Consider the following 25,100-nt stretch of genomic DNA (forward strand, 5'->3'; position numbering starts at 1 on the left):
ACGCGCAGGCGGCCCCGCACCGCGCCCAGGCCCCCGCGCAAGGAGCGCGTGGAGAAGGAGCGGCTGCACTGAGCAGCCCGCTGTGTCAGTTGAGGTACTTCGGGCGCGGCGGGGGGGGCGGCTCCGCGGGCGCGGCCTCCAGCATCTCCAGCCCCTGGCGGGTGAGCAGGAAGCGCACCACGCCGGAGCCTCGCTCCGTTTCGATCTCCGCCTCGAAGGCAGGGCCCGTGATGGCGCCCATCCGCACGTCCTTGCGCAGGTTGCGCACCGTGCCGCTGAGCATATCTCCCGCCACCTTCTGGGCCCCGTCCCCACGCCGGTAGAGGTCATACGCCGCCTGATGCAGCGTCATGGCGAGCGAGGGCGTCAACGGCTGCGAGCTGAACAGGACCGAGATGAGGACCCAATAGGGGGGCGACTGTTCCGCCATGGTCCTCATCCTAACCGCCGTCCAGGGCTCTCCCCATCCGTTTCCGCGCCCCCGACCGTCCCGCTCCGACCGTCCGGGAGGGCTCGGATGTGGAGTGAGAGCATAATATTCTCGTGAGGGCGTGAAAAGAGGGGTGGGCTGGCCGACATTCACGCGCTCGTTTCACGCTCGAGCCCGGGGGCTGTTCGCCTGGCGGGCCGAAAGGCTGTAAAGCGCCTGACCGCCTTCCCTGATTCCCCGGAGAGCGGAATGTTCAAGAAGAAAGTTTTTGGCGGAGTGCTGTCCCTGTCGTGGGCCCTGGGTCTGTTCATGGCGCCGGCCGCCTACGCGGGCCCGATGGACGGCAACAGCGGCGACGTGATGCTGCAGGGCTTCCACTGGCGTTCCCAGGAGACGTACCCCTGGTGGGGCGTCGTGCAGGGCAAGGCCGCGGACATCAAGAACAGTGGTTTCACCATGGTGTGGCTGCCGCCCTCCAGCGACGCGGCCTCCAACGAGGGCTACCTGCCGCGGCAGCTCTACATGCAGACCAGCAAGTACGGCACGGACGTGCAGCTCAAGTCGGCCATTGGCGCGCTGCACACCTACGGCGTGAAGGCCATCGCGGACATCGTCGTCAACCACCGCGTGGGCAGCACCAACTGGGCGGACTTCACCAACCCCACCTGGGGCTCGTGGGCGGTGGTGAAGGGCGACGAGTGGTCGGGGGCCACCGGCAACTACGATACCGGTGACGGCTTCAACGCCGCGCGCGACCTGGACCACACCAACGTCACCGTCCAGAACGACCTGAAGAGCTGGATGAACTGGCTCAAGTCCAGCATCGGCTACGACGGCTGGCGCTATGACTACGTGAAGGGCTACGCCGGCTCGTACGTGGGCAACTACAACACCGGCACGGTGCCCTACTTCTCCGTGGGCGAGCTGTGGACGGACCTCAACCTCGCCAACCCCGACGCCCACCGCCAGCAGATCATGAACTGGATCGACTCCACGGGCAGCAGGTCGACGGCGTTCGACTTCACCACCAAGGGTCTCCTCCAGCAGGCCGTGCAGTACAACGAGTTCTGGCGGCTGAAGGACAGCGCGGGCAAGCCCTCGGGCGCCATCGGCTGGTGGCCGGCCAAGTCGGTGACCTTCATCGACAACCACGACACAGGCCCGAGCCACCCGAGCGGCGGCCAGAACCACTGGCCCTTCCCCGGTGACAAGGTGATGCAGGGCTACGCCTACATCCTCACCCACCCGGGTGTTCCCTGCGTCTACTGGGTCCATTTCTATGACTGGGGCCACGCCGCCGCCATCAAGAGCATCATGGCGGCCCGCCGGGAGAAGGGCGTCCACTCCACGTCCGCGGTGAGCATCCAGGTCGCGGACACCAGCAGGTACGCCGCCATCATCACCGGCACCACCGGCAGCCTGGCGATGAAGATCGGCTCCGGAGCCTGGTCCCCGGGTACCGGCTGGACGCTGGTCAACTCCGGCACCAACTGGGCCGTGTGGAAGAAGTAGCTCCACCCCCCTCGCGCGGGACTACTCGTGGTCCCGCGCGACGTTGTCCGACACGTCCACGTCACCGCCGACGAGCAGGGAGTCCATGGCGAGGCTGCCGGCGCTGTTGATGCGGTCCTTGTACTTCTCCATCAGCTCCAGGTTGGCGGCGGCCGCGGTCTTGGAAGCCTCGGACAGCGCGGGCTCCTGCGCCGGCTCCTCCGCGGTGGCCAGCAGCTCCTGCTCCTGCGCCTCCAGGTCGGCGCGCTGCTCCTCGGTGAGCGACGGCTCCTCGAGCTGCTCGCGCACGCTCTCCAGCGCCTGCTGGCGCAGCTCGGCGCTCATCTGCTGCACCTGGTCCGCCGTGCCCGTCACCACCGAGGAGTAGAGCGTCTGGGTGATGGTGCGGAACTCGCGCGGCGACATGTTCTGCTTCTTCAGGCCCTCGATGTAGGCGCCCTGCACCTTCGCCATGAGCTCCGTGAGCATGCCCGTGGCCTGCATCGCGGCGCGCAGGTTCGCGTCCTCGTTGTCCTTGTGCTCCGCCTCGAAGGCCTCGGCCTTCTTCTGGAAGTCCTCGTACACCGGCAGCGCCGTCTCGCGCACGGCGAGGTAGTCCCGCAGGCGCGCCTCGGAGAGGGCCAGCACCTCGCCCTCCAGAGGAGGTGTGAACGGGTGGCTCTTGTCGAGCGCCTGGAGTTCCTGGCCGAGCGCCTCCATTTTCTGGCCGGACTCCACCAGGGTGGACACGGAGTCGCCGACCTGCCGCTTCAGCCACCAGGCTCCCACGCCCAGGGCGATCATGCCCAGCAGCACCAGCGAGCCACAGCCGATGCCGACGCCCACCAGGACCTTGTTCGTCTTGTTCATCCACTTCCCCTCTGAAAGGAAACGTCGGGGCCCGGTGCTATCCCCGCCGGCCCTCCGAGGGCAAGCCCCCCCCAGGGAGTGCTAACCTCACCCCATGGCCATGATCCGGTTCACCCGTAATTACGCGGACCGCTCCAATGACAGCGGTTTCCAGTTCGAGTTCCAATGCGACCAGTGCGGCAACGGGCACATGTCGCCCTTCATCGCCAACAAGATTGGCATGGCCGCCAGCTTCCTGAAGGCGGCGGGCTCGTTCTTTGGTGGGGCGGTATCGCGCGCCGCCTACGCGGGTGAACATGTGAAGGACGCCCTGCGCGGGGGCGCGTGGGATGACGCCTACGCCGAGGCGGTGGGCGAGGCGAAGCAGCACTTCAAGCACTGCACCCGCTGTGGCCACTGGGTGTGCCCGGAGGCCTGCTGGAACGAGGCGCGGGGCCTGTGCGAGGACTGCGCCCCGGACATCCAGGAGGAGTCCGCGCACATCCAGTCCAAGGTGGCCGTGGAGCAGGCCTGGGACAAGGCGCGCAAGGTGGATCAGGTGGAGTCGCTGGACATGAAGGCCCACCGCTCGGTGGTCACCTGTCCGCATTGCAATGCGCGCGGGGCCGGGGGCAGGTTCTGCGCCGAGTGCGGCAAACCCCTGGCCACCAAGGCCCACTGCACCCAGTGCGGCACGGAACTCGCGCCCAAGGCCCGCTTCTGCGCCGACTGCGGCACGCCCCGGAGTGGCTGAACTCCGTCTTCGTTGGAGCGCACCCATGTGGGAGCCCCTACTTGCCGAGCGGGCACGGCTTCTCCTCCCCGGGGTCCTGCCCGCCCTGCTGTTCCTCGGTTGTGGCAGTGTCCGCCCTCTCCTTGCGGATCGTCCCGGGGAGCGCGTTTCAGAACAGGTCTGGTCTCGCCCGGGAGTTGAGTCTGCTTCCATCATGGGGGCCGACGAACAGGGCCCGGCAGGGCCTGTGGAGAGCCGGATCCTGTTGGTCTCTGCGCACCCGCGACTGTGACGCCGAACAGATCGAGTGCTTCTCCAAGTCTCGCCCTGGTGCCACTGCTTGCGCTGTAAGGGAGGTGAATGTGCCGAGCCCCGTGGATTTCGACTTCGAAGAGGTTTTGGAGTGTCTGGGGCGGGTCGCGCAGGGCCTCCCTCCCGCATCCAAGGAAAGCGCCTGTATCGAGCTGGCAGCCAGAGCGCTCCACTTCATCCATGCACGGGATGAGTTGGACGAGTTCCGGGAGCGACTCCAGGTGTACGGCCGGCCGGCCACCGAGGTCATCCAGATCGAGCAGGAGTTCGCCAGCGGGGACGAGGCGCAGCGCTGGCTGGAGTCGCTGGCACCACCGAGGCCAGGCATCCTGGTGAAGATCGCCGGGGTGACTCATGTCGTCGCTCGCCAGCGCACGGACCATTGGATGTTCGTGCGCTCCCTGTCTCCTCGAGAACTCGGTGATTAGCGGCGGCGCAGCACCGCGTGGGCTGGGGCCGCGGCTCCCAGTCGCTCGGGCTCGGGCTCGGGTTGGGGCTGGGCCACCTCCGCCCGCTCCAGCGACCAGCCCGTCTTCAGCCCCACGATGAACCACGCCAGCAGCACCGCTCCCACCGCGAAGAGCACGTCTCCCGGCACCCGCAGCCACCGCAGCATGTCCATCAGCGGCGTCTGGAGGAACTCCGCGCTGCGCGCCCACCACGTCCCCTGCTCGATCGCCGCCTTCGTCTGAAGCACCCCGATGGGCAGCAGTGACAGCACCGACATCAACATCAGCCCCCAATTGATGCTCCAGAAGGCCCACGCCAGCGGACGCGTCCTCCACTTCGCCTCCGGCTGCATCATCCGCAGCGAGAAGAGCATCAGCGCGATGCCCAGCATCCCGTACACCCCGAAGAGCGCCGTGTGCCCGTGCAGCGGCGTCAGGTTCAGGCCCTGCATGTAGTACAGCGCGATCGGCGGGTTGATGAGGAAGCCGAACAGCCCCGCTCCCACCAGGTTCCAGAACGCCACCGAGATGAAGAACAGGATGGGCCAGCGGTACTGCTCCATCCACCCCTTCAGCCTCGACAGCCGGACGTGGCTCCACACCTCGCGGCCCACCAGCACCAGCGGCACCACCTCCAGCGCGCTGAACGTCGCTCCCAGCGCCATCGCCGCCGCCGGCGTCCCCGAGAAGTACAGGTGGTGGAACGTGCCGATGATGCCGCTGGCCAGGAAGATGATCGTCGTGAAGAGCACCGCCGGCACCGCCGTCCTCGCCGACAGCACCCCCAGCTTCGTGAAGAGGAACGCCATCACCACCGTGGCGAAGACCTCGAAGAAGCCCTCCACCCACAGGTGCACCACCCACCAGCGCCAGTACTCCACCATCCCCATGTGGCTGCGCTGCCCGTACATCAGCCCCGCTCCGTAGAAGGACGCGATCGCCAGCGACGAGATGACGAAGAGCACCAGCAGTGGCCGGCCCTCGCTCGGCTTCTTCAGCGCCGGCCACACCGCCCGCGCCGTCAGGAACAGCCACACGAACAGGCCCACGAAGAGGAAGATCTGCCAGAAGCGGCCCAGGTCCACGTACTCCCACCCCTGGTGGCCGAACCAGTACCAGTAGTCCCCGCTCCCCATCCGCTGCTGCACCGACGCCCACTGTCCGAAGAGCGCCCCGGCCACGATGATGACCAGGCACACGAAGAGGAAGTTCACCCCCGCTCGCTGGTACTTCGGCTCCACCCCGCTCACCGCCGGGCCCACGAAGAGGCCCGTGGCCAGCCACGCCGTGGCGATCCAGAAGATGCCCAGCTGCGTGTGCCAGCTGCGCGTCACCGCGTAGGGCAGGTACTTCGCCAGGGGAATCCCGTAGAAGCCCGCGCCCTCCACGCCGAAGTGCGCCGTCACCCCGCCCAGCCCCACCTGCACCAGGAAGAGCGCCACCACCACCAGGAAGTATTTGCCCGTCGCCCGCTGACTCGGGGTGAGCTGGAGCCCGAGGAAGGGGTCCCTCTGCGGCGGCGTCTGCTCCTCCTCCTCCTTCTTGCCGCTCAAGTACCAGACGAGCCCGCCAATGCCCGCGATCAGCAGCACCACCGACGCGAGGCTCCACATCAGGACGCCGGAGGCGGGCTGGTTGCCGACGAGGGGCTCGTGCGGCCAGTTCTGCGTATAGGAGACGGTGTCGCCGGGCCGGTTCGTCGAGGTCACCCAGCTCGTCCACCAGAAGAAGGCCCCGAGGTCCGCCAGCTTCCGCGGATTCGTCAGCGCGCCCTCGGGGATGGCATAGGCCGAGCGCCCCTTGGAGAAGACGTCCGCGTAGTGGGCGGCGTTGGCGCGCATCGCCTCGGCGCGCACCGGCGCCAGCGTCACCGTGCCCGTCCGGGCGTCATACGTGTTGGTGCGCATCAGCCCGGCGAGCCGGGTGCGCAGGGCCGCCTGCCTCTCCGCCGGGGCCTCCGCATAGGAGGTGTGGCCCTCCGCGCGCGCCCAGGTGTCCAGCACGAAGAGGCTCTCGCGGTGCAGCCAGTCCGCGCTCCAGTCCGGCGCTACGTACGCCCCGTGGCCCCACACCGAGCCCACCTGCTGGCCTCCAATGGACTGCCACACGTTCTGCCCTCGCATGATGGTCTCGCCCGTGAGCAGCACCGTGCCCTCGGACGTCATCACCTTCTCGGGGATGGGCGGCAGCGTGCGCGAGATGCGGACTCCCTGGCCTCCCAGGACCAGGAAGGAAACGAGGACGACGGCTCCAAGGCCGAGCCACAGCTTGCGGTGCTTCATACCGGGGGCTCCCAAGAGACAGAGGCGTGTGTGAGATGGGGCCTCCCAGAGCAAGCCCCGTTCCACGCCGCCTTCCCTCGGACCCGCACGCCCCGTGCGCGCAAGCGGTGCGTCCCCCTCCGGGGAGCACGCAAAGATTGCATTGGTGATGCATCTTTCAGGGGGCGAGCGGGCAGGTGGGGGCAGACAAGACCCGTGCGCCGGGTCTAGGACGACGCCCCGTGTTGAGCTCCGCCGCGCTGGTGCTGGTGCTGTCGTCCGCGTTCTTCCACGCCCTGTGGAACGCGCTCCTCAAGCGCCATGAAGACCCCGAGAACGCCGTCGTGGGCGTCATCGCCGTCACCGTGGTGAGCGGAGGCCTCTGGGCGCTCGGCCTCGAGGGGGACGCGTTCCCCTCGTCCCAGGCCCTGCTCTGGACCCTCGTGGCCGGCGTGCTGGAGAGCGGTTACCTCGCCACCCTCGCGCGCGCGCTGCACCACGCGCCCCTGGGGCTCGCGTACACGGTGTCTCGCGGTGGGGCGCTGCTGCTCGTGTGGCCCGTGTCCGTGCTGTGGCTCGGCGAGCGGCTCACCCCGTGGGCCGTGGTTGGGGCGGCCCTGGTCGCCCTGGGCATGGCGGTGATGAACCTCGTGCGCCCCCAGGAGGGCCGGGTGGGGGAGGGCGTGCTCTGGGCCCTCGCCTGTGCCGCGTGCATCGCCGGGTTCAATGTCAGCTACAAGCGGGCCCTGGGCGCCGGGGCGCAGCCGCCCGCCTTGTTCACGCTGTCCCTCGGCGTGGCGCTGCCGCTGCTCGTTCTCCCGCGCCTGCGCGGGCAGTCGTGGCCCGGGTTGCTCCGCAAGGTCATCGCCCGGCCGCTGTTGCTCGTGGCCGCCGGGCTCCTGTGTACCCTGTCCTTCTCGCTGCTGCTCCTGGCGCTCGCGCACAGTGGGGCGGGGGCCGTGCTCACCCTGCGCAATACGTCCATTGCCTTCGCGCTGGGACTCGGCGCGCTCCAGGGGGAGCGGCTGGGCCGGCGGCAGCTCGCCGGCGCCGGGCTGGTGCTGCTCGGGGCCGTGGTGCTGGGGTGGCCCCGGGCGTGAATCACTTCCGCTTCGCCCTCTTGGCGGGCGCCTTGGCGGCACGCGGCTTCTTCACCCGGCCAGGCTTGTCCTTCTTGTCGAAGAACGCCTCGAAGATCTGGCTGCCCGTGAGCCACGAGGGCGACGTGGGCGCCGGGGCGACGTAGATGTTGCCCTCCTCGTCCTGGCGCAGCACGAGCACCTCCTCCTGCTCCAGGCCCGGCAGGAGCATGGCGGAGTGGGTCGTCGCGACGAACTGGAGCTTGGGGAAGACGGCCTTGAGCGCGGGGACGAGCGTGGCCTGCCAGCGGGGGTGCAGGTGCAGGTCCAGCTCGTCGATGAGGACGAGCCCCTCCATCCGCTCGGGCACCACCGCCTTGCCGGCCTCGAGCAGGATGTGGCCGATCAGATCCGAGAGCCAGGCGATCGCCGCCTGGTACCCATGCGACAGCGAGGTGGCCGGAACCTTGATGCGCTGGCCCCCGACCTCGAACTCGAAGCGGTGGGCCTCCAGCAGATCCTGCCGGGTGCGCACCATGCCCTGGCTGCGCAGCTCCAGGTCCACCACCCCGGGCAGCAGGTTCCCCGTGACGAACACCTGCTTGAGGATGCGGTTGTAGGCCTTGGCCTGGGCCGGCTCGAACAGGTCGGCGAAGCCGGTGGCGATCAGGCCTCCCCGGTCGAAGAGGTTGTCCAGGCGCTGCTTGATGGGGTCCGACAGCCCCTCGCCCTGAATGGCCTTGGGGTGCGGCAGGTGCCTCGCCGTCCCGTAGCCCGCGACGAACCAGCCCGGCAGCTGCGTCCTGCGCGCCTCGCGGACGGGATCGAAGACGCGGGTGTGCTCGGAGCCCACGTACCGCGAGCTGCCGACCAGATCTCGCCAGGTGCTCTTGGCGGCGATCGAGCTCCTCAGGTAGGGCGCCAGCGCGCGCTTCGTCTCCAGGCCGGGATACTGGCGGGCCTTGTGTCCCTCCTGTCCGAAGGTGAACTCGGCGCCGATGAGCATCAGCTCGGTGGCGGGCTGGCGGCGGTCGGGCAGGGAGCTGACGTCGGCGAGCTCACTGCCCAGGGTGGCGCCACTGGCGGCGAGAGCGATGGCCTGGAGGATGGCCGTCTTGCAGGACCCATTCTCGCCCACCAGGACGGTCCACGGACGAATCTCTCCGTCCTCGCGGGTAAAGGAGATGGCGACTTCCCGCAGGAGCTTGAGGTTGTGGAGGGTGAGGCTGCGCAGGTACATGCGGAGGGGCCGTCGTGAGTGAGTAGAGCGCCCACCATATCCTCACCCGGCGGACTTGTGGCGATTCGCGAGACCCTGGATGACCAGGGCCCGCCCGCCCCGGCTGGTGGGTAGCTCCCAACCCCCTCCCCGGGTCCCGTGGAGGGGTCAGGTGGCGCGGGTGACGGAGATGGACCGCTCCGCGTCCACGCGCCGCACCTTGAGCAGCACCGTGGAGCCGGGTGCCCCATGGAGCCGCTGGGACGCCTCCGCGGGAGTCGCCACCGGCGTGCCGTCCACCTCCAGGAGGACGTCGCCCTCGAGGAGTCCCGCGCTCGCCGCGGGGCTCTCCGGCATCACCATGACGAAGACGAGCCGGTCACCCTCTCGGCTCACCATCGCCCCGATGCTGCCGGGAGACGTGCGGGGCGGGCTGAGCGGGAGGTCTCCCAGGTCGAGCACCTGGCCCTCGGCGAGCGTCACCGGGCGGCGCTCGGCGCTCCCGCCCGGACCCGTCGAGAGGATGAGGGTGTGCTGGCCAGGGGTGACTCCCTCGATGGAGAAGCTTCCATCCGCGGCCGTCCCGCGGCTGCCAGGGGTGGAGGGGCGATGGCCCTCGATGAAGACGAAGGCGTCGGCCAGGGGCTTCTTCGTCGCCGCGTCCACCACCCGGCCCCGTACCCCGGCCATGGCCCTGACCGTCACCTCCACCTCGGAGGCCTCTCCGGAGCCGAGGGAGACCAGGGCCTCGCCGCCCGCTCCGTCCACCGTCCGCACCACCAGCTTCGCGGACTCGGCCGGCACGTCTCGCAGCTCGAAGCGCTCGCCTGGGAACTCCCAGCTGTTGCCGCCCGGCAAGAAGAGTCCCCGACCCGGGGCTTGGAAGGTGAGGGTGAAGCCCCGCACGGGGCTCCCATTGGCGCGCACCACCCGGCCCCGCACCGAGGCCCCGGGCCGCAGCTTCACCACCACCTGCTGCTCGCCGGGCTTCACGCCCGTGGCTTCCCCGCCGCGCCCTCCGTTGCGCGCGCTCAGCGTCAGGCCGTTCGCGGAGGCGTCCTTCGTCGCGGACAGGGAGAGGGAGAAGCGGCCCTCCTCGTCCGCTGGGGACATCATGCGCGCGCTCTCGGAGGAGGCCGTGACCAGGGCGCCAGGGGAGGGCGAGCCATCCGGTTCGAGGACGATGCCCCGCACGCCGTTCGTCCCGCTCGCGTCCTCCTGCCAGGACAGCTCCGGGCGGACGGTCTTTCCCGCCTCCACCCGCACGGTCTGGGCGCTGGAGGGGACGAAGACACGGCGCCCCGTGATCATCACGCTCATGCGATAGGCCCCTGGAGGCAGCGTCATCCGGAAATGGCCGGAGGCGTCCGTCTCGACTCGGGCCAGGTCCGGCATGCCGAAGCGACCGCGCTCCTGGGGGAAGGCCGACACCGCCAGCGGCTCGGCGGGGAGCGAGCCGGAGGTGGCGCGCACCACGCCCTCCACGGTGCCCGTCTCCTCCAGGGTGAAGTCCACCCGCGCCGTGCCTCCCTCCGTCACCTCCGCCGGCTGGCTCACTCCGAGCGTCGAGCCCTCCCGGTGGGCGGAGAGGGACAGGCGCCCGGTGGCGAGCCCCTCGAGTCGATAGCGTCCCTCGGCGTCGGTGCGGGACTCGGCGGGGGTACTGCCCAGCCCGCCGCCCCAACGGCTGCCGCCCACCACCCGCACGCCCGCCAGGGGCTGGCCGGCCCCATCCCGCACCTGGCCCTCCACCGTGCCGGTGCCCACCAATTGGATGTCGAGGGGGAAGCGCTCTCCCGAGGTCACCGTCAGCCCGTGCCGGGAGGTGGTGGAGAAGCCCGGGGCCCCCACCACCGCGTCATAGCTGCCGGGGGCGAGCCCCTTCACGGAGAAGCGACCCGCGCCGTCCGTCACCGCGCGGCCCGAGTCACCGCTGCTGCCACGAGGGCTGATGTCCACGCTGGCCCCCTCGACGGGAGCCCCCGTGGCGCGCGCCACCACGCGGCCCTCCAGCACCGAGCCCTGCCCGAGCCGCACCCGCACGTCCCGCACCGTCTTCCCCGAGGCCACGGTGAGGGGCCTGTCCAGCGCGCCCGCCTCGTCGCCGCGCCGCGCGGAGACGGTGTGGGTGCCGGCCTCCACCTCGAGGGAGAAGCCGCCGCCCTCGCCGGTGGTGACCACCTGGGGCGTGCGTCCGCTCACCTGCACCTCGGCGCCCGAGGCCGGGCGGCCCTCCGCGTCCACGACGAAGCCCTCGATGACGGCCGCCACCTGGAGGGCCACCGTCAGAGGCGCCGCCGAGGGCACCTTCACGGAGCGCAGCACCTTGCTCGCGTGTCCCAGGGCCTCGGCCTTCAGCAGGTAGTTGCCGGGGGCGAGCCCGTCCACGCGGAAGTTTCCCCGCTCGTCGCTCCTGGCGTACACGCGCTCCTCGGCGGGGACCTCGACGCGCTGCCACGGCTGCGACTCGCCGCTGTGCGCCGTGAGGGCGAGCTCCACCAGGGGCAGGGGCTCGTTCGTGCCCTGCACCACCGTCCGGCCGGTGAGTGTCCCTCCCGCCTCCAGCACGAGGCGCAGGTGCGTGCGGGCCTCGCCATACGGGCGCACCACGTCGCGCAGCAGCGGCGCCTGCCCCTGGGCTCGCACCGCCACGAGGTACCCACCGGGCCGCGAGGCGAGCCGCACACGCCCCTGCTCATCCGTGCTACCGGCGCTCGCCAGACGCCAGGCGAGCTCGTCGAGGTTCGGGTCTCGCGCGCCGCGCCAGTACAGCCGCACGTTGGCCCCGGGCACCGGCCGCTCGCCGGCGAGCACCTCCACCTCCAGCACTCCCTCCTTCTCGGAGGGGGCCCGCGCCAGGGTCGGGGTGCTGCCCGCGTCCGCGGTGCCTCGCGCGCCCAGATCCTCGGGGCTCTCCGGCTGGAGCACCGTGCCGGCCCGGCCCGTGGCCTTCTCCCGCTCGGACGTGGCCTCCGGGAGGTTGCCGTCCGGGGCGCCCTCGGAGTCTCCCGGGCGCATGGAGAAGAGGAGTACGAGTCCCAGTCCCACCAGGACCGCTGCCGCGACGATGAGCTTGCGCATGTCTGGTTGCCCCCCGAATCACGCGTGGAGTGATGTGGGGGGATACACTACTCGCGTTTTACGGCCACATCGCTCTTCTTCGACCGTACGGTCCCGTGCCCGCCGAGACGGACGCACTGTGTCAGGGGGTCATGCGAGGAGGGAGCGAAACGGGTTAGAACGAGACCCCCCCACGTATGGAGGTTGTATGAAGTTCCCGTCGTATGGCGCTGTTGGAGTGCTCGCGATGTGCCTGTTGTCCACGTCGGCGCTCGCCAGCAGCCGCGGCACTGGTGCCACTGGCAATTCTGGTAAGGACGCGGCGAAGACGTGCAACACCTGCCACAACGGTGGCGCGGCGCCGACCGTAACGCTCTCTGGCCCCGAGACGCTCGCCGCAGGGGCGACGGGCCAGTACACGCTCACCATCCAGGGTGGCGCCGCCGTGAGAGGCGGTATGAACGTGGCGCTGAGCGCCGGCACCACGGCGTCGCTCGAACCAGGGACGGGGCTTCAGAAGCTCGGCGCGGAGGTCATCCACAGCCAGCCCAAGAACTTCGATACTGCTAGCGGCGCGGTCAGCTTCGACTTCTCGGTCATCGCGCCCGCCACGGGGGAGACCTTCACCATCTTCGGTGCTGGCAACTCGACCAACGGTAACGGCACTACGGCCGGAGACCGCTCGGGGCTCGCGCAGCGGGTCGTGACCGTCACCGGCGGCACCGGTGGTGGCACGGACGCCGGTACCGGCGGTGATACCGACGCGGGCACGGGTACGGGCAATGAGCCGGGCAATGGCAACGACGACGACAAGGGTGGCTGCTCGTCCACCGGTGGTGCGCCGATGCTGATGTTCGTCCTGGCCGCGGCCGGCATGACGCTGCTCCGCCGTCGCCAGAGCTGATTCCTCCGTTGTCCCTCCCTCCTCCCGTGTCCGGTTGGCACCCGGGGGGAGGGAACCGCTGAACCGGACCCCCGGTCCGTCTCCCCCGAACCCGAGTCCCTCCCGTGCTGCCTTTCCTCCGCTCGCGCACCCTGTCCCAGCCGCTCTCCCGCGTTTGCTGCGGAGTCCTCTCCGCGCTGATGCTGCTCGCCCCGGCGGTCGAGGCCGCTCCCAAGTCCAAGACGTCCCGGACGTCCAAGGCCAAGGCCAAGACGCCCCCGGCGGCTCCGGCCACTCAGCCGGCTCCGTCCACGCCGGAACCCGCCCCCGCCGCGGAGTCCAAGCCCGCGGAGCCCAAGCCCGTGGAGGAGCCGCATCGGGCCGCCCTGGAGTCCAAGCCCGTCGCGGAGCCCAAGCCCGCCACGGCGTCCAAGCCCGCCGCGGCGTCGCGCGCCACCCCGGCCGCCCGTGCCGCTCCCGCGTCCACCCCGGCGGTTCCGGGCAAGCTGCGCGTTGGCCTGGGCGGCGACCTCTTCCTCGAGGGCTCGCGGATGACGGGCGAGCAGAGCATCAACACCTCGCGCATCGACGAGTCCTTCGACTACTCCAGCCTGGGCTTCCTGTCCGCCACGGCCTGGCTGAACACCTCCGTGCCGACGGTGAGCGAGCGGCTACGGGTGGGCGCCGGCCTGCGCATCTTCGGCAACTACGGCGCGGGCGGGGGTCGGCAGTTCGGCTTCGGTCTGCTGAACGAAGTCTTCGTCAATGGCGAGTACGGCCTGCCGGTGGCCGACAAGATGGAGGTCGTCTTCGGCGCGCGCGCGGGGCTGTCCTTCCTGGTGCCCAACCGCGAGTTCGCCGCGGAGATCCGCCGGCTCCAGGAGCAGGGCGTGAGCGTGTGGAACGTGCCTCGCGTGGGCTGGCTGCTGGGCCCGTCCGTGGGGGCGCGGCGGCGGATGTCCGACCGCATCTGGCTGCGTGCCGATCTCCTCGGCCAGGCCGAGCAGCAGTACCTCTTCGCCACGAGCCAGGAGATCTCCGGGCTCCGGTACACCAAAACCTGGAGCACCCTGGCCCTGCGTCTGGGGCTCACGCTCGGGGCCGAGTTCGCCCTGTGAGGCGCACTGGCCTCTTTTCCCGGGAGTCGCGCATGGCTGTCCGTCGCACGCTGATCCTCCCCGTGCTCGCCGCGCTCGTCGCGTGCCAGCCCACCTACACCTTCGAGCCAGAGCAGGTGGCCTCGGGTCCTGGCGGCATGGTGGGCAATGGCGAGCCTCTCACCTCGGGCGACTTCACGGGCGGGGACGATGTCCTGCCCCCGCCGCTCGACGTGGCCCCACCCAACGACACGCGCCCGCCGGACTGCGGGGCCGACTGCGTGACGTACTGCAACGGCATGGGCCTCCAGAACCCCGTCAACCGCGGGCTGTGCCGCAGCCTGTGGGGCGTGGGCCTGCCCAACCGTCCCATCAAGCAGGCCGAGGCGTGCCGCCGGCTCTTCGTGGACATGGCGGGGCGCGTGCCCACCGCGGACGAGGCCGAGGCCACGTGCTCGGGCGGGTGGGGCGCCACGGTGAAGAAGCTGATGGACAGCGAGGAGTTCGTCCTCGTCCAGCAGCGCCGGGCCGCGGACCGCTTCCTCTATAGCAACGAGGTGACGAGCCTCCAGGCCATCTACGACATGGACCGTCTGGTGGCGAAGCTGAGCCGCGGGCGGGTGCCGTACGACCTGTTCGCCGCGGTGGTGAGTGCCCACCCGGTGTTCACCCGCCGCTTCGCGGACGCGGGCGACAAGGCGGAGGCGCTCTTCCTCCAGTTCCTGGGCCGGCCGCCCTTCGAGCACGAGCGCGCGGACATGTCGCGCGTCTACAAGCTGTGGCACTCGGGCTACTACGACCACCCGCAGCTCGGCATGCGCCTGCCGGATGCCTTCATCCGCTTCGGCTGCCTGAACGACGACAATCAGGTGGACGAGGTGTCCCGGGGCGAGTGCGCCAGCGTGCTGTGGGGCTACAACGAACTCATCTTCACCCCGGACCTGCGCGCCGCGAGGGATCCGCGTCTCAACAACGACCTGACGCTGTGGAGTGGACTGCTCACTCCGGAGGAGTGGGCGAAGCTCCAGATTCCGGGCCGCATCGTCGCCCGCGACCTGGCCTTCTGGGAGCGCGCGGTGGACGACGTGCTCATGCAGTACCTGGGCTATGAGCTGTCCGCCAAGGTGCCCGAGGTGCGCGAGGAGCTGGTGCGCTTCCTGCTGGCCAACAATGGGGACATCCGCTCGGTGCACTACGCGGTGGCCACCTCGGCGGCCTACCTCCAGTCCGCCGAGGGCGCCTCCTCCTCCACGTACCGCTGGACGTATGGCCCGCTCAAGCAGGTGGACGCGGAGGTGTGGATCGACTCCATGGCCCGCAACACCGGCTACGGCCTGCCCGGGTGCGACCACCGCATCAGCCAGCCGGAGGACCTGCTGGAGTCGGGCAGCATCGCCGGCTACCGGCTGCTGCAGACCTCGCGCTGGAAGCTGGACGAGGAGGGCGAGGTGGACGAGCGCTACACGGAGCTGGCGCGCACCCTGGGCGGCTGCCCGGAGAACGTGGTGGGCGGACGCTTCCGCGTGGTGAGCATCCTCACCACCGCCACCCAGCTCTCCTTCGTCCAGACGCTGTGCAACCCCGCGCTCGACCCACGGACTCAGGGCGCGGCGGTGGAGAAGCTGCTGCCCGAGGGCATGGGCGCGAGCCGCGCCGTGAACCCGGACGTCGCCGCGGAGATCGCCACCCACCAGTACCGGGTGCTGCTCGGCCGCTCGCCGGATGCCACGGAGCTGAGCGAGGCCCGCACGGCGGGGGCGGAGTGCGCCCTCACCCTGTGCTCGGCCGAGGAGTTCGCCCGTCCCTTCTGCTTCGCGCTGCTGTCGAGCGCCGAGCGCGTCTTCTACTAGCCCCCGGAGCCCCCGTCCCATGTCCGACTCCGACGATACGAAGCCCCTGTCCCTCGGCCGCCGCCGGCTGCTCCAGGGCCTGGGCGCCGGCGCCGCCGCGCTGGCCTTCCCCCACCTGTGGCTGCCCACCGCGGCCCGTGCCCAGACGGACGGGCGCGGCCAGGTGCGCCACCTCATCTACATCCGCCTCTCGGGCGGCTTCCGCTTCACCACCGCCTTCAACGGGGACGTGGCGGACGAGTTCAACCCCTTCGGCCGCTCGGACAGGCGCGCATCGGGCACCGAGTGGGGTGCCACGAGGCTGCTGGAGCGCGCCAGCTGGCTGGAGGGCGAGGACAACAAGGTCCGCCGCGATCTGGGCATGAAGCCGGTGACGGACTTCACCAACGAGATGTGCGTGCTGCCGTGCGTGGACCACGAGCCCTTCTCGGCCCGCGCGGACGGTGGCCATGGAACGGGCCTGGAGCGCTTCCTCACGGGCTACGTGGGCGGCGCCACCGGCTTCCTCACGCTCGTCAACTACGGGCTGCGCCAGCGCGTGGCGGACGCATTGGCCCAGGGGAAGATCCTCCTGCCGGCCTTCAGCCTGGGCGAGGCGGGCATGGCCACGGGCGCGGGCGCGTACGCCACCTACCGGCCCCCCGTGCTGGAGGGCAGCGGCTTCGAGCGCTTCAGCGTGGACCCGGAGTCGAGCCTGCCGCCGTGGGCGTCGGCGGTGGCCACCAAGATGGATGCGCGCTTCCGCGAGCGGCTGCACACGGCGCTGCGCGGTGGCGTGGAGACGTACCAGCAGACGCGCGAGGCCACGCGCGAGTACGGCCGCATCTTCCGCGACCCCCTGCTGCGGGTGAGCACGGACTCCAACGACGTGGTGGACGGCATCAGCAACCGCGAGCTGCGGACGCTGCTGGGAACGGACACCACGGGCCAGCGGGCGGCGCTCGCGCTGCGCCTCTTCCACTTCGGCTGCCCGGCCGTGTTCCTCAACCAGGGCGGCTACGACTTCCACTCGCGCGAGGAGGCAGAGCTGCCGGGCGAGATGGACCAGGCCAACCGGCTGGTGAGCGGGCTGCGCACTGCCCTCCAGAAGATGGAGCACCCCGAGGGGGGCTCCTACTGGGACAGGACGTTGGTGGTGCTCGGCAGCGAGTTCGGCCGCACCACGGGCGGCACCCGCTTCAACTCCGCCAACGGCAGTGACCACAGCAGCGACCTGGCCACCCGGTGGATGTCCATGCCCTTCATGGGCGGCGTCATCACCGGGGCCGGCAAGGGCGGCAAGAGCCTCGGCTCGGTGCGCGCCTCGGACCTGAAGGCCACCGGCAAGGTGTACTCCTACCGCTCGGTGCTCAAGACGATGCTGGACATGCTCGGTGCGGACCACCAGGGCATCTTCCCCGCGGACGCCCCCATCCAGGACTTCTTCGCATGAAGCGCTCCCTCCTCGCTCCCGCTCTCGCCGCACTCTCGCTGGCTTGCGGCCTCTCGGGCTCCGACCCGATCGACCCGGGCACCATCCCCTTCGAGCCGAAGCGACCCACGCCGGGGGCTTCCTCGCAGGTGGCCCCGTACTCGGGCTCCAACGTCGACGTGCTGACGGCCCAGCGGACGTACCCCACCGGGCTCGATCTCCACCGCAAGCTGGTGATGCGCACCTGTAGCGGCACCAACGGCGTGTGCCACAACCAGAAGGAGTACCCGGACCTGCACACGCCGGGCACCTTCACGGCCGCCGTTGGCGCCCCGTGCAACGTGCAGTCCGGCACCGCGAGCGGCGTGTACGACCGGTGCGAGCGCCTGGGTGACCGCTTCCGCTTCGCCGAGCAGGCCTTCCGCGAGATTGAAGTCGGCTGGTTCGAGCTCGTCCTCGGAGATACCCCGGAGGAACTCGATCCGAGGGGCGCGCGGCCGGATGCCTCCACCCCGGGGCTGCACCTGTACCTGCACGACCCGGTGCCCGTGACGCAGGAGCGCCTCAACGCCACGGGGACCTTCATCCGCAACTTCATCGACGACCAGGGCAACGTGCAGACGCTGCCCTTCGCCAGCTACGACACGAACTGGTGGATCCTCACGGATGAACAGGGCCAGCGGCGCCACCTGTTCGCGGAGGTGAACCAGTACCAGCACGACACCGTGGAGGGCCTGGTGGCCAGCGGCATCGTGCAGGGCGACCAGAACCGCAATGGCGTCTACGGCGCGCGCATCCTCGGCAACACGGTGCCGCTCATCAATCCGGGCAAGCCCGAGCAGAGCTACCTGGTGGCCCGCCTGCGTGGGTACATGAAGACCGAGACGGGGACCGAGACGGTGCCCGGCACGCGCATGCCGCTGGCCAACCAGCCGCCGAACGTGCCGGACATGCTGGCGCTGATGTGCTTCATCGAGGGCCTGGACCCGAGCGCCACGCAATGGACCCTGGGCTCGGCCATCGACTACAACAAGTGCACGTACTCGGTGAACCCGTCGGCGCTCAACCTCGCGGGCTCGGGGGCCACCTGGAGCGGGCGCGTGCTGCCCATCCTCCAGTCCAACTGCGGCGGCTGCCACGGTGGCAGCAACCCGCAGGCGGGCCTGGACCTGCTCAGCGGCTCCGCGAATGAGATCCGCCTGCGCTTGCTGAGGCCCTCGAGCCAGCAGCCCTCGTTCCAGATCGTCCAAGGGGGCCAGCCGGAAAAGAGCTATCTGTGGCACAAGCTCTCGGGCTACGGCAGCATCAGCGGCAGCCGCATGCCCATCAACCCGCTCAATGGGAACTCCGCGCTGCCGGAGGACCAGCTCAACGACATCCGGGCCTGGATTGAATACGGGGCTTCGGAGAACTGAGGACGAGGGGCCGAAAGTCCATCCACCTCATTCATCACCGACGAATGCGCGGTTCCGCTCGTCACCGGTGACGAGCGGAATGCACCCGCGCGGTTCCGCTCGTCACCGGTGACGCGCGGAACATGAGCTGTCCCGTGGCGCGGACGGTTCCTCCGGGGGATGGGACTCTTCTGCAAGCTCCCCGCTCACAAGTGCGCGAATCCACGCAACGACGTCGTTGGCCCGCTACGTGCCATGTCCTCGTTCAGCCGCGGCGCACCGTCGCGGCTTCTCCACCCAAGCTGGGGGGAATCATGGAAACGAAGGCAAGCAGCAGGTTTTCCGGTTGGACGCTCGAACAGGCGCTGGACTCCATCGTCGCTCAACTGAAGGAGGGGAACGCCGGGCACTACACCATCGGCTGCCTCTACAACCACATCGTGGACAACAAGCTGGCGGAGGAGAAGGGATACGAGAGTGCGCAGGCGTACTTCAGCCAGCACGTCCAGGAACTCTCACAGTCCACCCTGACCCGGTATGGCGTGGTGGCCCGGGAGTTCACCGAGGAGGCGTGCCGGGCGCATGGGGTGATGAAGCTGCACACGCTGCGCGCCTACGCGAATGCGGCCGATCTCCAGCCCACGGCCGGAGATCCGGGCCTCACGCCTATCGATGTGCCACAGGAAGGTGAGGCCGTGAAGCAGAAGCCCTTCACCGAGTGCAGCCTGGAGGAGCTGAGGCAGGCCGTGAAGCACAAGCGCAAGCCGTCCCAGGCGACCATGCCCGCCACGGACGCCGCCCGCGTCCAGTTCATGCGGGACTGCTTCTCGCGGCATTTCGCCAAGGGCGCCCGCGTGGAGCTCAAGACGAGCGTCCAGCGCGGCAAGACGCACCTCACCATCCAGGGCGTGCCGTTGGAGGACGTGGAGCGGCTCATGGAGGCGCTCCTGGAGGGCTTCCAACCGCAGCTCGTGCGCTCGACGGGGTAGACGCGGGGGATTGTTGGCTGGTGAGCCGGCTTGCTCCGGCTTCGCTTGTTGCCGTGCGCTGCCTCGGTACTTTCTGGAGATGTCCGCGAGCGAGGGGAGGGTGCGCAGGGTCGACGTGGTGATCCTGACCGCGATATCGCTGGAGTACCAGGCAGCACTCCAGGTGGATGCTGGCGCCTGGGAGGGAAGTCAGTGGGAGAGGGCGGAGGGCCCCAACGGTCTTCCGGTCGCGTTCCGCACGTTCCACGGTAAGGCCGGCCGACCCCTTCGCGTGGCGGTTGCGCAGGCAGGGGACATGGGGGGAGTGGCGGCGACGAATGCGCTGCTCCCCCTGGTGGACGCCTACCGCCCACGGTGCGTGGCGATGTGCGGCGTGTGCGCGGGGCGTCCCAAGAAGACGCGCCTCGGCGATGTGATCGCGGCGGAGCGGTTGTTCTTCCACGACACGGGCAAGCGGCTCCCCGACGAGGTGCAGCAGGATCTCAAGACGTACAACCTCCGCGACGACTGGAAGGTGGCGCTCGAACACTTCGACTTCGCCGCGCGCTTCCGAGACGAGCCGTGGTGGAAGACGCGCCCGGTACCCTACGAGTGGCAGGAGAACTGGGTACTCGCGAAGCTGCGGGAGGGGGTCGAGGATCCGTCGTCTCTTCCCGAGTGCAACGAGTCCTGTCCTCAGTGGGAAAAGGTCATCGACTCGCTCTGGGCGTCCAAGCATGTACAGGACGGTACGCTCACGCTCTCCGAGGAAGGGCAGAAGCGCATCGGTCGGATCCTGATCCAGCACCGCAACCGCTTCCCCGACACCTCCCCCACGGGAACGTTGCTTCCCTTCAAGGTCCACGTTGCTCCGATGGGCAGTGGCAACCAGGTCGTCGAGGACGAGGAGGTCTGGAGCTTCGTCTCCGAGCACATGCGCAAGACGCTGGGCCTCGAGATGGAGGCCGCGGCCCTTGGTGCGCTGGCCCACGCTCAGCGGGGCCGGAAGCTCGACGCGCTGGTGATGAAGGGCGTGATGGACTTCGCCAACCACGGTCGCGATGACCAGTTCAAGGAGTTCGCCGCCCGTGCTTCGGCCGAGTGCCTGATCGCGTTCCTCCGCGAGCACTTCGACGTGGAGGTGGTCCCTGAGATCGACGACATCCTGGTGCCAGGGACTGAGGAGAAGTTGCCGGCGAACGCACCTCCATCGGCGCTCCTCAATGCGCGCTATGAGGTCGTGCCTTTTCACCGTCAAGGGCGAGAGACCATCCTCGCGGAGCTCGAGCGTTGGTGCGACGAAGGACCCTCGGTCGCTGTGCGATTGATTCATGCGGAGGGAGGCACGGGTAAGACACGGCTCGCGATTGAGTGGATACACCATCACCGTAAGCCCATGGGCTGGGCTGCGGGTTTCCTACCGAAGGACATTCCTGGGGATTGGTTTGACCGTCTCTGGTCGCGCGGGCAACCCGTGCTGGTGGTCATCGACTACGCCGAGAGCCGTTCCGATCTGCGTGAAATCCTCATGCGCGTACATCGCTACTCCGAGCAGGAGAGGACGGGAGTACTCCGCCGGATGCGCTTCCTGCTCCTTGCTCGCAACGGCGGAGATTGGTGGCAGTCACTGAAGCAGTCCGACGCGGGGCTGAGTACATTGCTCGATGCGACGCCGCCGCGGGAACTGCCACCACTGGCCATTGAGAAGGTCGAGCGCGAGAAGGTGTTCCACGAGGCGGCGGAGAAGTTCGCCAAGAAGCGAGGGAAGACGTACGTGAAGCGCGCCTTAATCCCGCTCTCCGATGAACATTTCGAGCGGGTGCTCTATTTGCACATGGCCGCGCTCGCATCAGTGGAAGGTCTCGCATTCAATGCGAACACGTTGATGGACGTGATCCTCGATCACGAGGAGCACTTCTGGGAAATACGCGCCCGACAGACGGATGTGGCGCTTGCGCTGCAACGGTCCTTGGCTCGTCAGATGGTTGTCGCCGCCACGCTCCGTGGTGGCTTCGCGGACTCTTCCGAGGCGTCCACCGTTGCCGGGAGACTGCTTGAGCGCGCCCTCTCCGACAATGAACAGGAACTGCTCCGGCTGCTTCATCGGATTTACCAGCGCACCGACAATGATTCCGCCGTATTCCTCCCCGCCCTTGAGCCGGACCTCATTGGTGAGGGAATGGTGCTCCGTGTCGCCTCGCCGACGACTGCGGAGGACCGACTCCCAAGTGCCTGGATTGACCGGGTATGTCCGCCCGACGAGGAATCTCGTGTTGTGAGCACTGCGCTGGAGGTACTCGGCCGTACATCCGCTACGCAGTCTGACGCGGTGCGGCCGTGGCTCGAACAGTTTTTCGTTGGCCCACGACTGCGGTCACGCGCTCTTCTCGCGCTGAAAGCCGCAAAAGCCATCGGGCTGCGTACCGCGTTCTCGGTGCTCGGTGACATTCTGGCCGACCGGCTCGACGCGGAAGGTGACGTAAACGTGGCCCATGAACTGGATGCAATCGGCATCCCGGATTCTACGGTTTCGCTTCGTAGGGTCGCCGAGTGGACGAGTCGCACGCTCCTGCTGGCGCTACAAGGTGCGGATGATGAGCAAGGACGCGCCGAACGAGCGCGGCTTCTCAACAACCTGGGCAATAGGTTGAGCGAGCTGGGCCGTCGAGAGGAGGCGCTGGAGGCCACGCGCGAGGCCGTTGAACTCCGCCGGGCGCTGGCGCAGCGCAACCCCGATGCCTTTTGGCCTGACCTCGCAATGAGCCTCAAAAACCTGGGCCATAGTTTGAGCGAGCTGGGCCATCGAGAGGAGACGCTGGAGGCCACGCGCGAGGCCGTTGAAGTCTACCGGGCGCTGGAGCAGCGCAACCCCGACGCCTTTCGGCCTGACCTCGCTATGAGCCTCAACAACCTGGGCAATAGTTTGAGCGAATTGGGCCGTCGAGAGGAGGCGCTGGAGGCCACGCACGAGGCCGTTGAAGTCTACAGGGCGCTGGCGCAGCGCAACCCCGACGCCTTTCGGCCCAACCTCGCTGGCAGCCTCAACAACCTGGGCGCCATGTTGAGGGAGCTAGGCCGCCGCGAGGAGGCGCTGGAAGCCACGCGCGAGGCCGTTGAAGTCTACCGAGAGTTGGCGCAGCGCAACCCCGACGCTTTCCAGCCTTACCTCGCCATGAGCCTCAACAACCTGGGCATTGATTTGAACGAGTTGGGCCGTCGAGAGGAAGCGCTGGAGGCCACGCGCCAGGCCGTTGAACTCCGCCGGGCGCTGGAGCAGCGCAACCCCGACACCTTTCGGCCCGACCTCGCTGGCAGCCTCAACAACCTGGGCGCCATGTTGAGGGAACTGGGCCGTCGAGAGGAAGCGCCGGAGGCCACGCGCGAGGCCGTTGAAGTCTACCGAGAGTTGGCGCAGCGCAATCCCGATGCCTTCCGGCCCGACTTCGCCATGAGCCTCAACAACCTAGGCGCCATGTTGAGGGAGCTGGGCCGTCGCGAGGAGGCGCTCGCTACTGTAGGAGAGGCCATCGATAATCTCTGGCCTTTTTTTGATCGACTCCCGCTCGCATTCGCTCAGAAAACCGTGATCATGCTCCGACAGATTCTGGCGCTTCACGAATCCCTTAAGCGTCCGCTTTCTCCCGAGCTTCAGGAGCGCATCGCCACCTTCGAGCGCCTCACGAAGCAATGATCCGCCATCTTCTCGCGTCCGCCGCGTGCCTCACGGCTTGTAGTGCTGGATGCGGGCCTCGGGCACGCGTTGGGCCATTCGCTCCATGGTGCCCGCCACCTCGGCGAGGACGCGCTCCTTGTCGAGGGTGAGCAAACGGCGCTCGCGCAGGATGACGCGGCCATCGACCATGACGGTGTCCACGTCGCTCGCGCGAGCGCTGTACACCAGTCCGGCCATGAGGTTGTGGGGCGGGTTCCAGTGGGTGCCCCGCGTGTCCACGAGGATGATGTCCGCCTGGTAGCCGGGCGCGAGCGTGCCGATGCGGTCTTTCAGGCCCAGCGCCGTCGCACTGCCTCGCGTGGCGATGTCGAGCGCCTCGGGAATGGGCATCACCTCGGGGTCCATCGCCTCGTGCTTCTGCATCATGGTCATGAGGCGCAGGCTCTCGAAGATGTCGAGGGTGTTGTTGCTCACCGCGCCGTCCGTGGCCAGCCCCACCGCGACTCCGGCCTTCCGCAAGGAGCGGATGGGGGTGATGCCCATGGCCAGCTTGAGGTACGTCTTCGGTGCGTGCGCGATGCCCACGTGGTCGCGATGACGGGCGAGCAGCTCGATGTCCTGGGGCAACAGGCCGCAGCCGTGGGCAATCAGCGTGGGCACACTCAGGATGCCGGTGTCCCTGAGCACCTGGATGGGCGTCAGGCCCCGCTTCTCCACGCTGGCGTTCGTCTGGTTCATCTCCTCGGCGGCGTGGATGTGGATGCCGATACCGAGCCGGTTGGCGTGCCCGACCGAGGCGCGCAGGAAGCCGTCGTCGCAGGTGTAGGGCGCGTGCGGCGCCATGCAGGTGGTGATGCGGCCTCCCGCGCCGCCCTTCCAGCGCTCGGCGAAGGCGGCGGTCTCGGCGAGCGCCGGGTAGCCCCGGCTGGCGAACACGGCCTGCCCCAGGTGGGCCCGGGTGCCGGCCTCCTCGACGGCCCGAGCCACCTGGTCCATGTGGAAGTAGTGGTCGGCCACCGTGGTGATGCCGCCTTCGATCATCTCGATGAGGCCCAGCATCGCGCCCCAGTAGACGTCCGCCTCGGTGAGGTTGCTCTCCAGCGGCCAGATGAACTCGTTGAACCAGCGCTCGATGGGCACGTCCTCGGCCAGCCCTCGGAAGAGCACCATGGGGACGTGAGCGTGGGTGTTGATGAGCCCGGGCATCGCCAGCATCCGGTTCGCCTCGAGTACCGTGACGCCGGGCTCAAGGGGGCTCCCGGTGGGGCGGATTTCGGCGATCCGGTTGCCACGCACCAGGATGTCCTGGTTGCGGGCGAGGGTGAGCGCGCCGCTCGCGTCGGGGACGAGCGCGTGACAATCGCGGATGCAGGTGTCCGTCATCGGGGGCCTCTCGTGTCTCGGCGCGTGAGGCCGAAGGGTCGCGGGTCTTCGCCCCCGAGTGTAGGCGCCTCCTCGCCTGCCGCGGACGGGCTTTCGTACCCGGCGTGAATAGCGGGGAGGGGGGGCCCGGGGTACATTGCAGCCGCCGTGCCTGAGAACCTCCGACCCCCCGATTCCGCCCTCGATGGGGGCGACAACACCGTCATCCGCCCCGCGGGCGCCCCCGCCACCCAGGAGGGCTCGCCCCTCTTCGCCGGACGTTACGCCCTGCTGCGCATGCTCGGCCGGGGCGGTATGGGCACCGTGTACGAGGCACGCGACAGCCTCGTGGGTGATGTGGTGGCCCTCAAGACGTTGGAGCTCGGCAAGGACGCCAGCCCGGACGCGCTCGAGCGCTTCAGCCGCGAGGTGCGCCTCGCCCGTCGCATCACCCACCCCCACGTGGCGCGGATGCACGACCTGGGCACCCACGAGGGCCAGTCCGTCCGCCCCATGGAGTACGGGGAGGGCGAGGACCTCCGGACGCTGCTCCTGCGCGAGCGCCCGTGGGCCCCGCCC

General features: G+C 69.1%; 18 protein-coding genes. 12 read left to right on the plus strand and 6 right to left on the minus strand.

Annotated elements, in window-relative coordinates:
- Nucleotides 1–85: 85 nt before the first annotated feature.
- Nucleotides 86–430, minus strand: a complete 345-nt coding sequence (locus VF794_RS05805) for a hypothetical protein (protein WP_331108183.1) — start codon at nt 428–430, stop codon at nt 86–88.
- A gap of 249 nt (nt 431–679) precedes the next feature.
- Between VF794_RS05805 and VF794_RS05810 the strand changes: the two genes are divergently transcribed.
- Nucleotides 680–1,942 (plus strand): glucan 1,4-alpha-maltotetraohydrolase domain-containing protein, encoded by a 1,263-nt coding sequence (locus VF794_RS05810; protein ID WP_331108184.1) that lies wholly within the window; start codon nt 680–682, stop codon nt 1,940–1,942.
- Nucleotides 1,943–1,963: 21 nt separating this feature from the next.
- On the opposite strand, the gene VF794_RS05815 is transcribed toward VF794_RS05810, so the two are convergent.
- Nucleotides 1,964–2,791 (minus strand): hypothetical protein, encoded by an 828-nt coding sequence (locus VF794_RS05815; RefSeq protein WP_331108185.1) that lies wholly within the window; start codon nt 2,789–2,791, stop codon nt 1,964–1,966.
- 94 nt (nt 2,792–2,885) lie between these two features.
- Here VF794_RS05815 and VF794_RS05820 point away from each other — a divergent pair, with 94 nt between their 5' ends.
- Nucleotides 2,886–3,524 carry a zinc ribbon domain-containing protein gene (locus tag VF794_RS05820; RefSeq protein WP_331108186.1) on the plus strand — a complete coding sequence of 213 codons (639 nt, stop codon included), beginning with the start codon at nt 2,886–2,888 and terminating at the stop codon, nt 3,522–3,524.
- A 485-nt stretch (nt 3,525–4,009) separates the two neighbouring features.
- The gene (locus VF794_RS05825; RefSeq protein WP_331108187.1) at nt 4,010–4,243 is read left to right on the plus strand and encodes a hypothetical protein; all 234 of its coding nucleotides are present in this window, start codon (nt 4,010–4,012) and stop codon (nt 4,241–4,243) included.
- Here the strand turns inward: VF794_RS05825 and VF794_RS05830 are convergent.
- Complete coding sequence (locus VF794_RS05830) at nt 4,240–6,546, minus strand: nitric-oxide reductase large subunit (protein ID WP_331108188.1); 2,307 nt, start codon at nt 6,544–6,546, stop codon at nt 4,240–4,242. The genes VF794_RS05825 and VF794_RS05830 overlap by 4 nt on opposite strands.
- 221 nt (nt 6,547–6,767) lie before the next feature.
- Here VF794_RS05830 and VF794_RS05835 point away from each other — a divergent pair, with 221 nt between their 5' ends.
- The gene (locus VF794_RS05835; protein WP_331108189.1) at nt 6,768–7,625 is read left to right on the plus strand and encodes an EamA family transporter; all 858 of its coding nucleotides are present in this window, start codon (nt 6,768–6,770) and stop codon (nt 7,623–7,625) included.
- A 1-nt stretch (nt 7,626) separates the two neighbouring features.
- Here VF794_RS05835 and VF794_RS05840 read toward each other — a convergent pair whose 3' ends face one another.
- Nucleotides 7,627–8,844 carry an AAA family ATPase gene (locus VF794_RS05840; RefSeq protein ID WP_331108190.1) on the minus strand — a complete coding sequence of 406 codons (1,218 nt, stop codon included), beginning with the start codon at nt 8,842–8,844 and terminating at the stop codon, nt 7,627–7,629.
- Between the two features lie 147 nt (nt 8,845–8,991).
- Complete coding sequence (locus VF794_RS05845; RefSeq protein WP_331108191.1) at nt 8,992–11,904, minus strand: carboxypeptidase regulatory-like domain-containing protein; 2,913 nt, start codon at nt 11,902–11,904, stop codon at nt 8,992–8,994.
- Nucleotides 11,905–12,091: 187 nt separating this feature from the next.
- Between VF794_RS05845 and VF794_RS05850 the strand changes: the two genes are divergently transcribed.
- From VF794_RS05850 to VF794_RS05880, 7 genes are all read left to right on the plus strand, one after another.
- Nucleotides 12,092–12,787: an MXAN_6652 family MXYO-CTERM-anchored protein gene (locus VF794_RS05850; protein ID WP_331108192.1), complete on the plus strand. Its 696-nt coding sequence runs from the start codon at nt 12,092–12,094 to the stop codon at nt 12,785–12,787.
- 104 nt (nt 12,788–12,891) lie between these two features.
- The gene (locus tag VF794_RS05855; protein ID WP_331108193.1) at nt 12,892–13,884 is read left to right on the plus strand and encodes a hypothetical protein; all 993 of its coding nucleotides are present in this window, start codon (nt 12,892–12,894) and stop codon (nt 13,882–13,884) included.
- Nucleotides 13,885–13,916: 32 nt separating this feature from the next.
- A complete protein-coding gene (locus VF794_RS05860) occupies nt 13,917–15,713 on the plus strand; it encodes a hypothetical protein (RefSeq protein ID WP_331108194.1) in 1,797 nt (598 codons plus the stop codon).
- Between the two features lie 19 nt (nt 15,714–15,732).
- Nucleotides 15,733–17,145 carry a DUF1501 domain-containing protein gene (locus VF794_RS05865; protein ID WP_331108195.1) on the plus strand — a complete coding sequence of 471 codons (1,413 nt, stop codon included), beginning with the start codon at nt 15,733–15,735 and terminating at the stop codon, nt 17,143–17,145.
- Entirely contained in the window at nt 17,142–18,539 is a 1,398-nt protein-coding gene (locus VF794_RS05870; RefSeq protein ID WP_331108196.1) for a hypothetical protein, read from the plus strand. Before VF794_RS05865 ends, VF794_RS05870 begins: the two co-directional genes overlap by 4 nt.
- A gap of 293 nt (nt 18,540–18,832) precedes the next feature.
- Complete coding sequence (locus VF794_RS05875) at nt 18,833–19,507, plus strand: hypothetical protein (RefSeq protein WP_331108197.1); 675 nt, start codon at nt 18,833–18,835, stop codon at nt 19,505–19,507.
- Nucleotides 19,508–19,607: 100 nt separating this feature from the next.
- Nucleotides 19,608–23,177 carry a tetratricopeptide repeat protein gene (locus VF794_RS05880; protein WP_331108198.1) on the plus strand — a complete coding sequence of 1,190 codons (3,570 nt, stop codon included), beginning with the start codon at nt 19,608–19,610 and terminating at the stop codon, nt 23,175–23,177.
- A 30-nt stretch (nt 23,178–23,207) separates the two neighbouring features.
- Here VF794_RS05880 and VF794_RS05885 read toward each other — a convergent pair whose 3' ends face one another.
- Entirely contained in the window at nt 23,208–24,542 is a 1,335-nt protein-coding gene (locus tag VF794_RS05885; protein WP_331108199.1) for an amidohydrolase, read from the minus strand.
- Between the two features lie 147 nt (nt 24,543–24,689).
- Here VF794_RS05885 and VF794_RS05890 point away from each other — a divergent pair.
- Nucleotides 24,690–25,100: protein kinase domain-containing protein (locus tag VF794_RS05890; protein ID WP_331108200.1), on the plus strand; the 411-nt coding region annotated here is incomplete at its 3' end.

The sequence above is a fragment of the Archangium sp. genome (assembly GCF_036389735.1).
Taxonomy (GTDB): domain Bacteria; phylum Myxococcota; class Myxococcia; order Myxococcales; family Myxococcaceae; genus Archangium.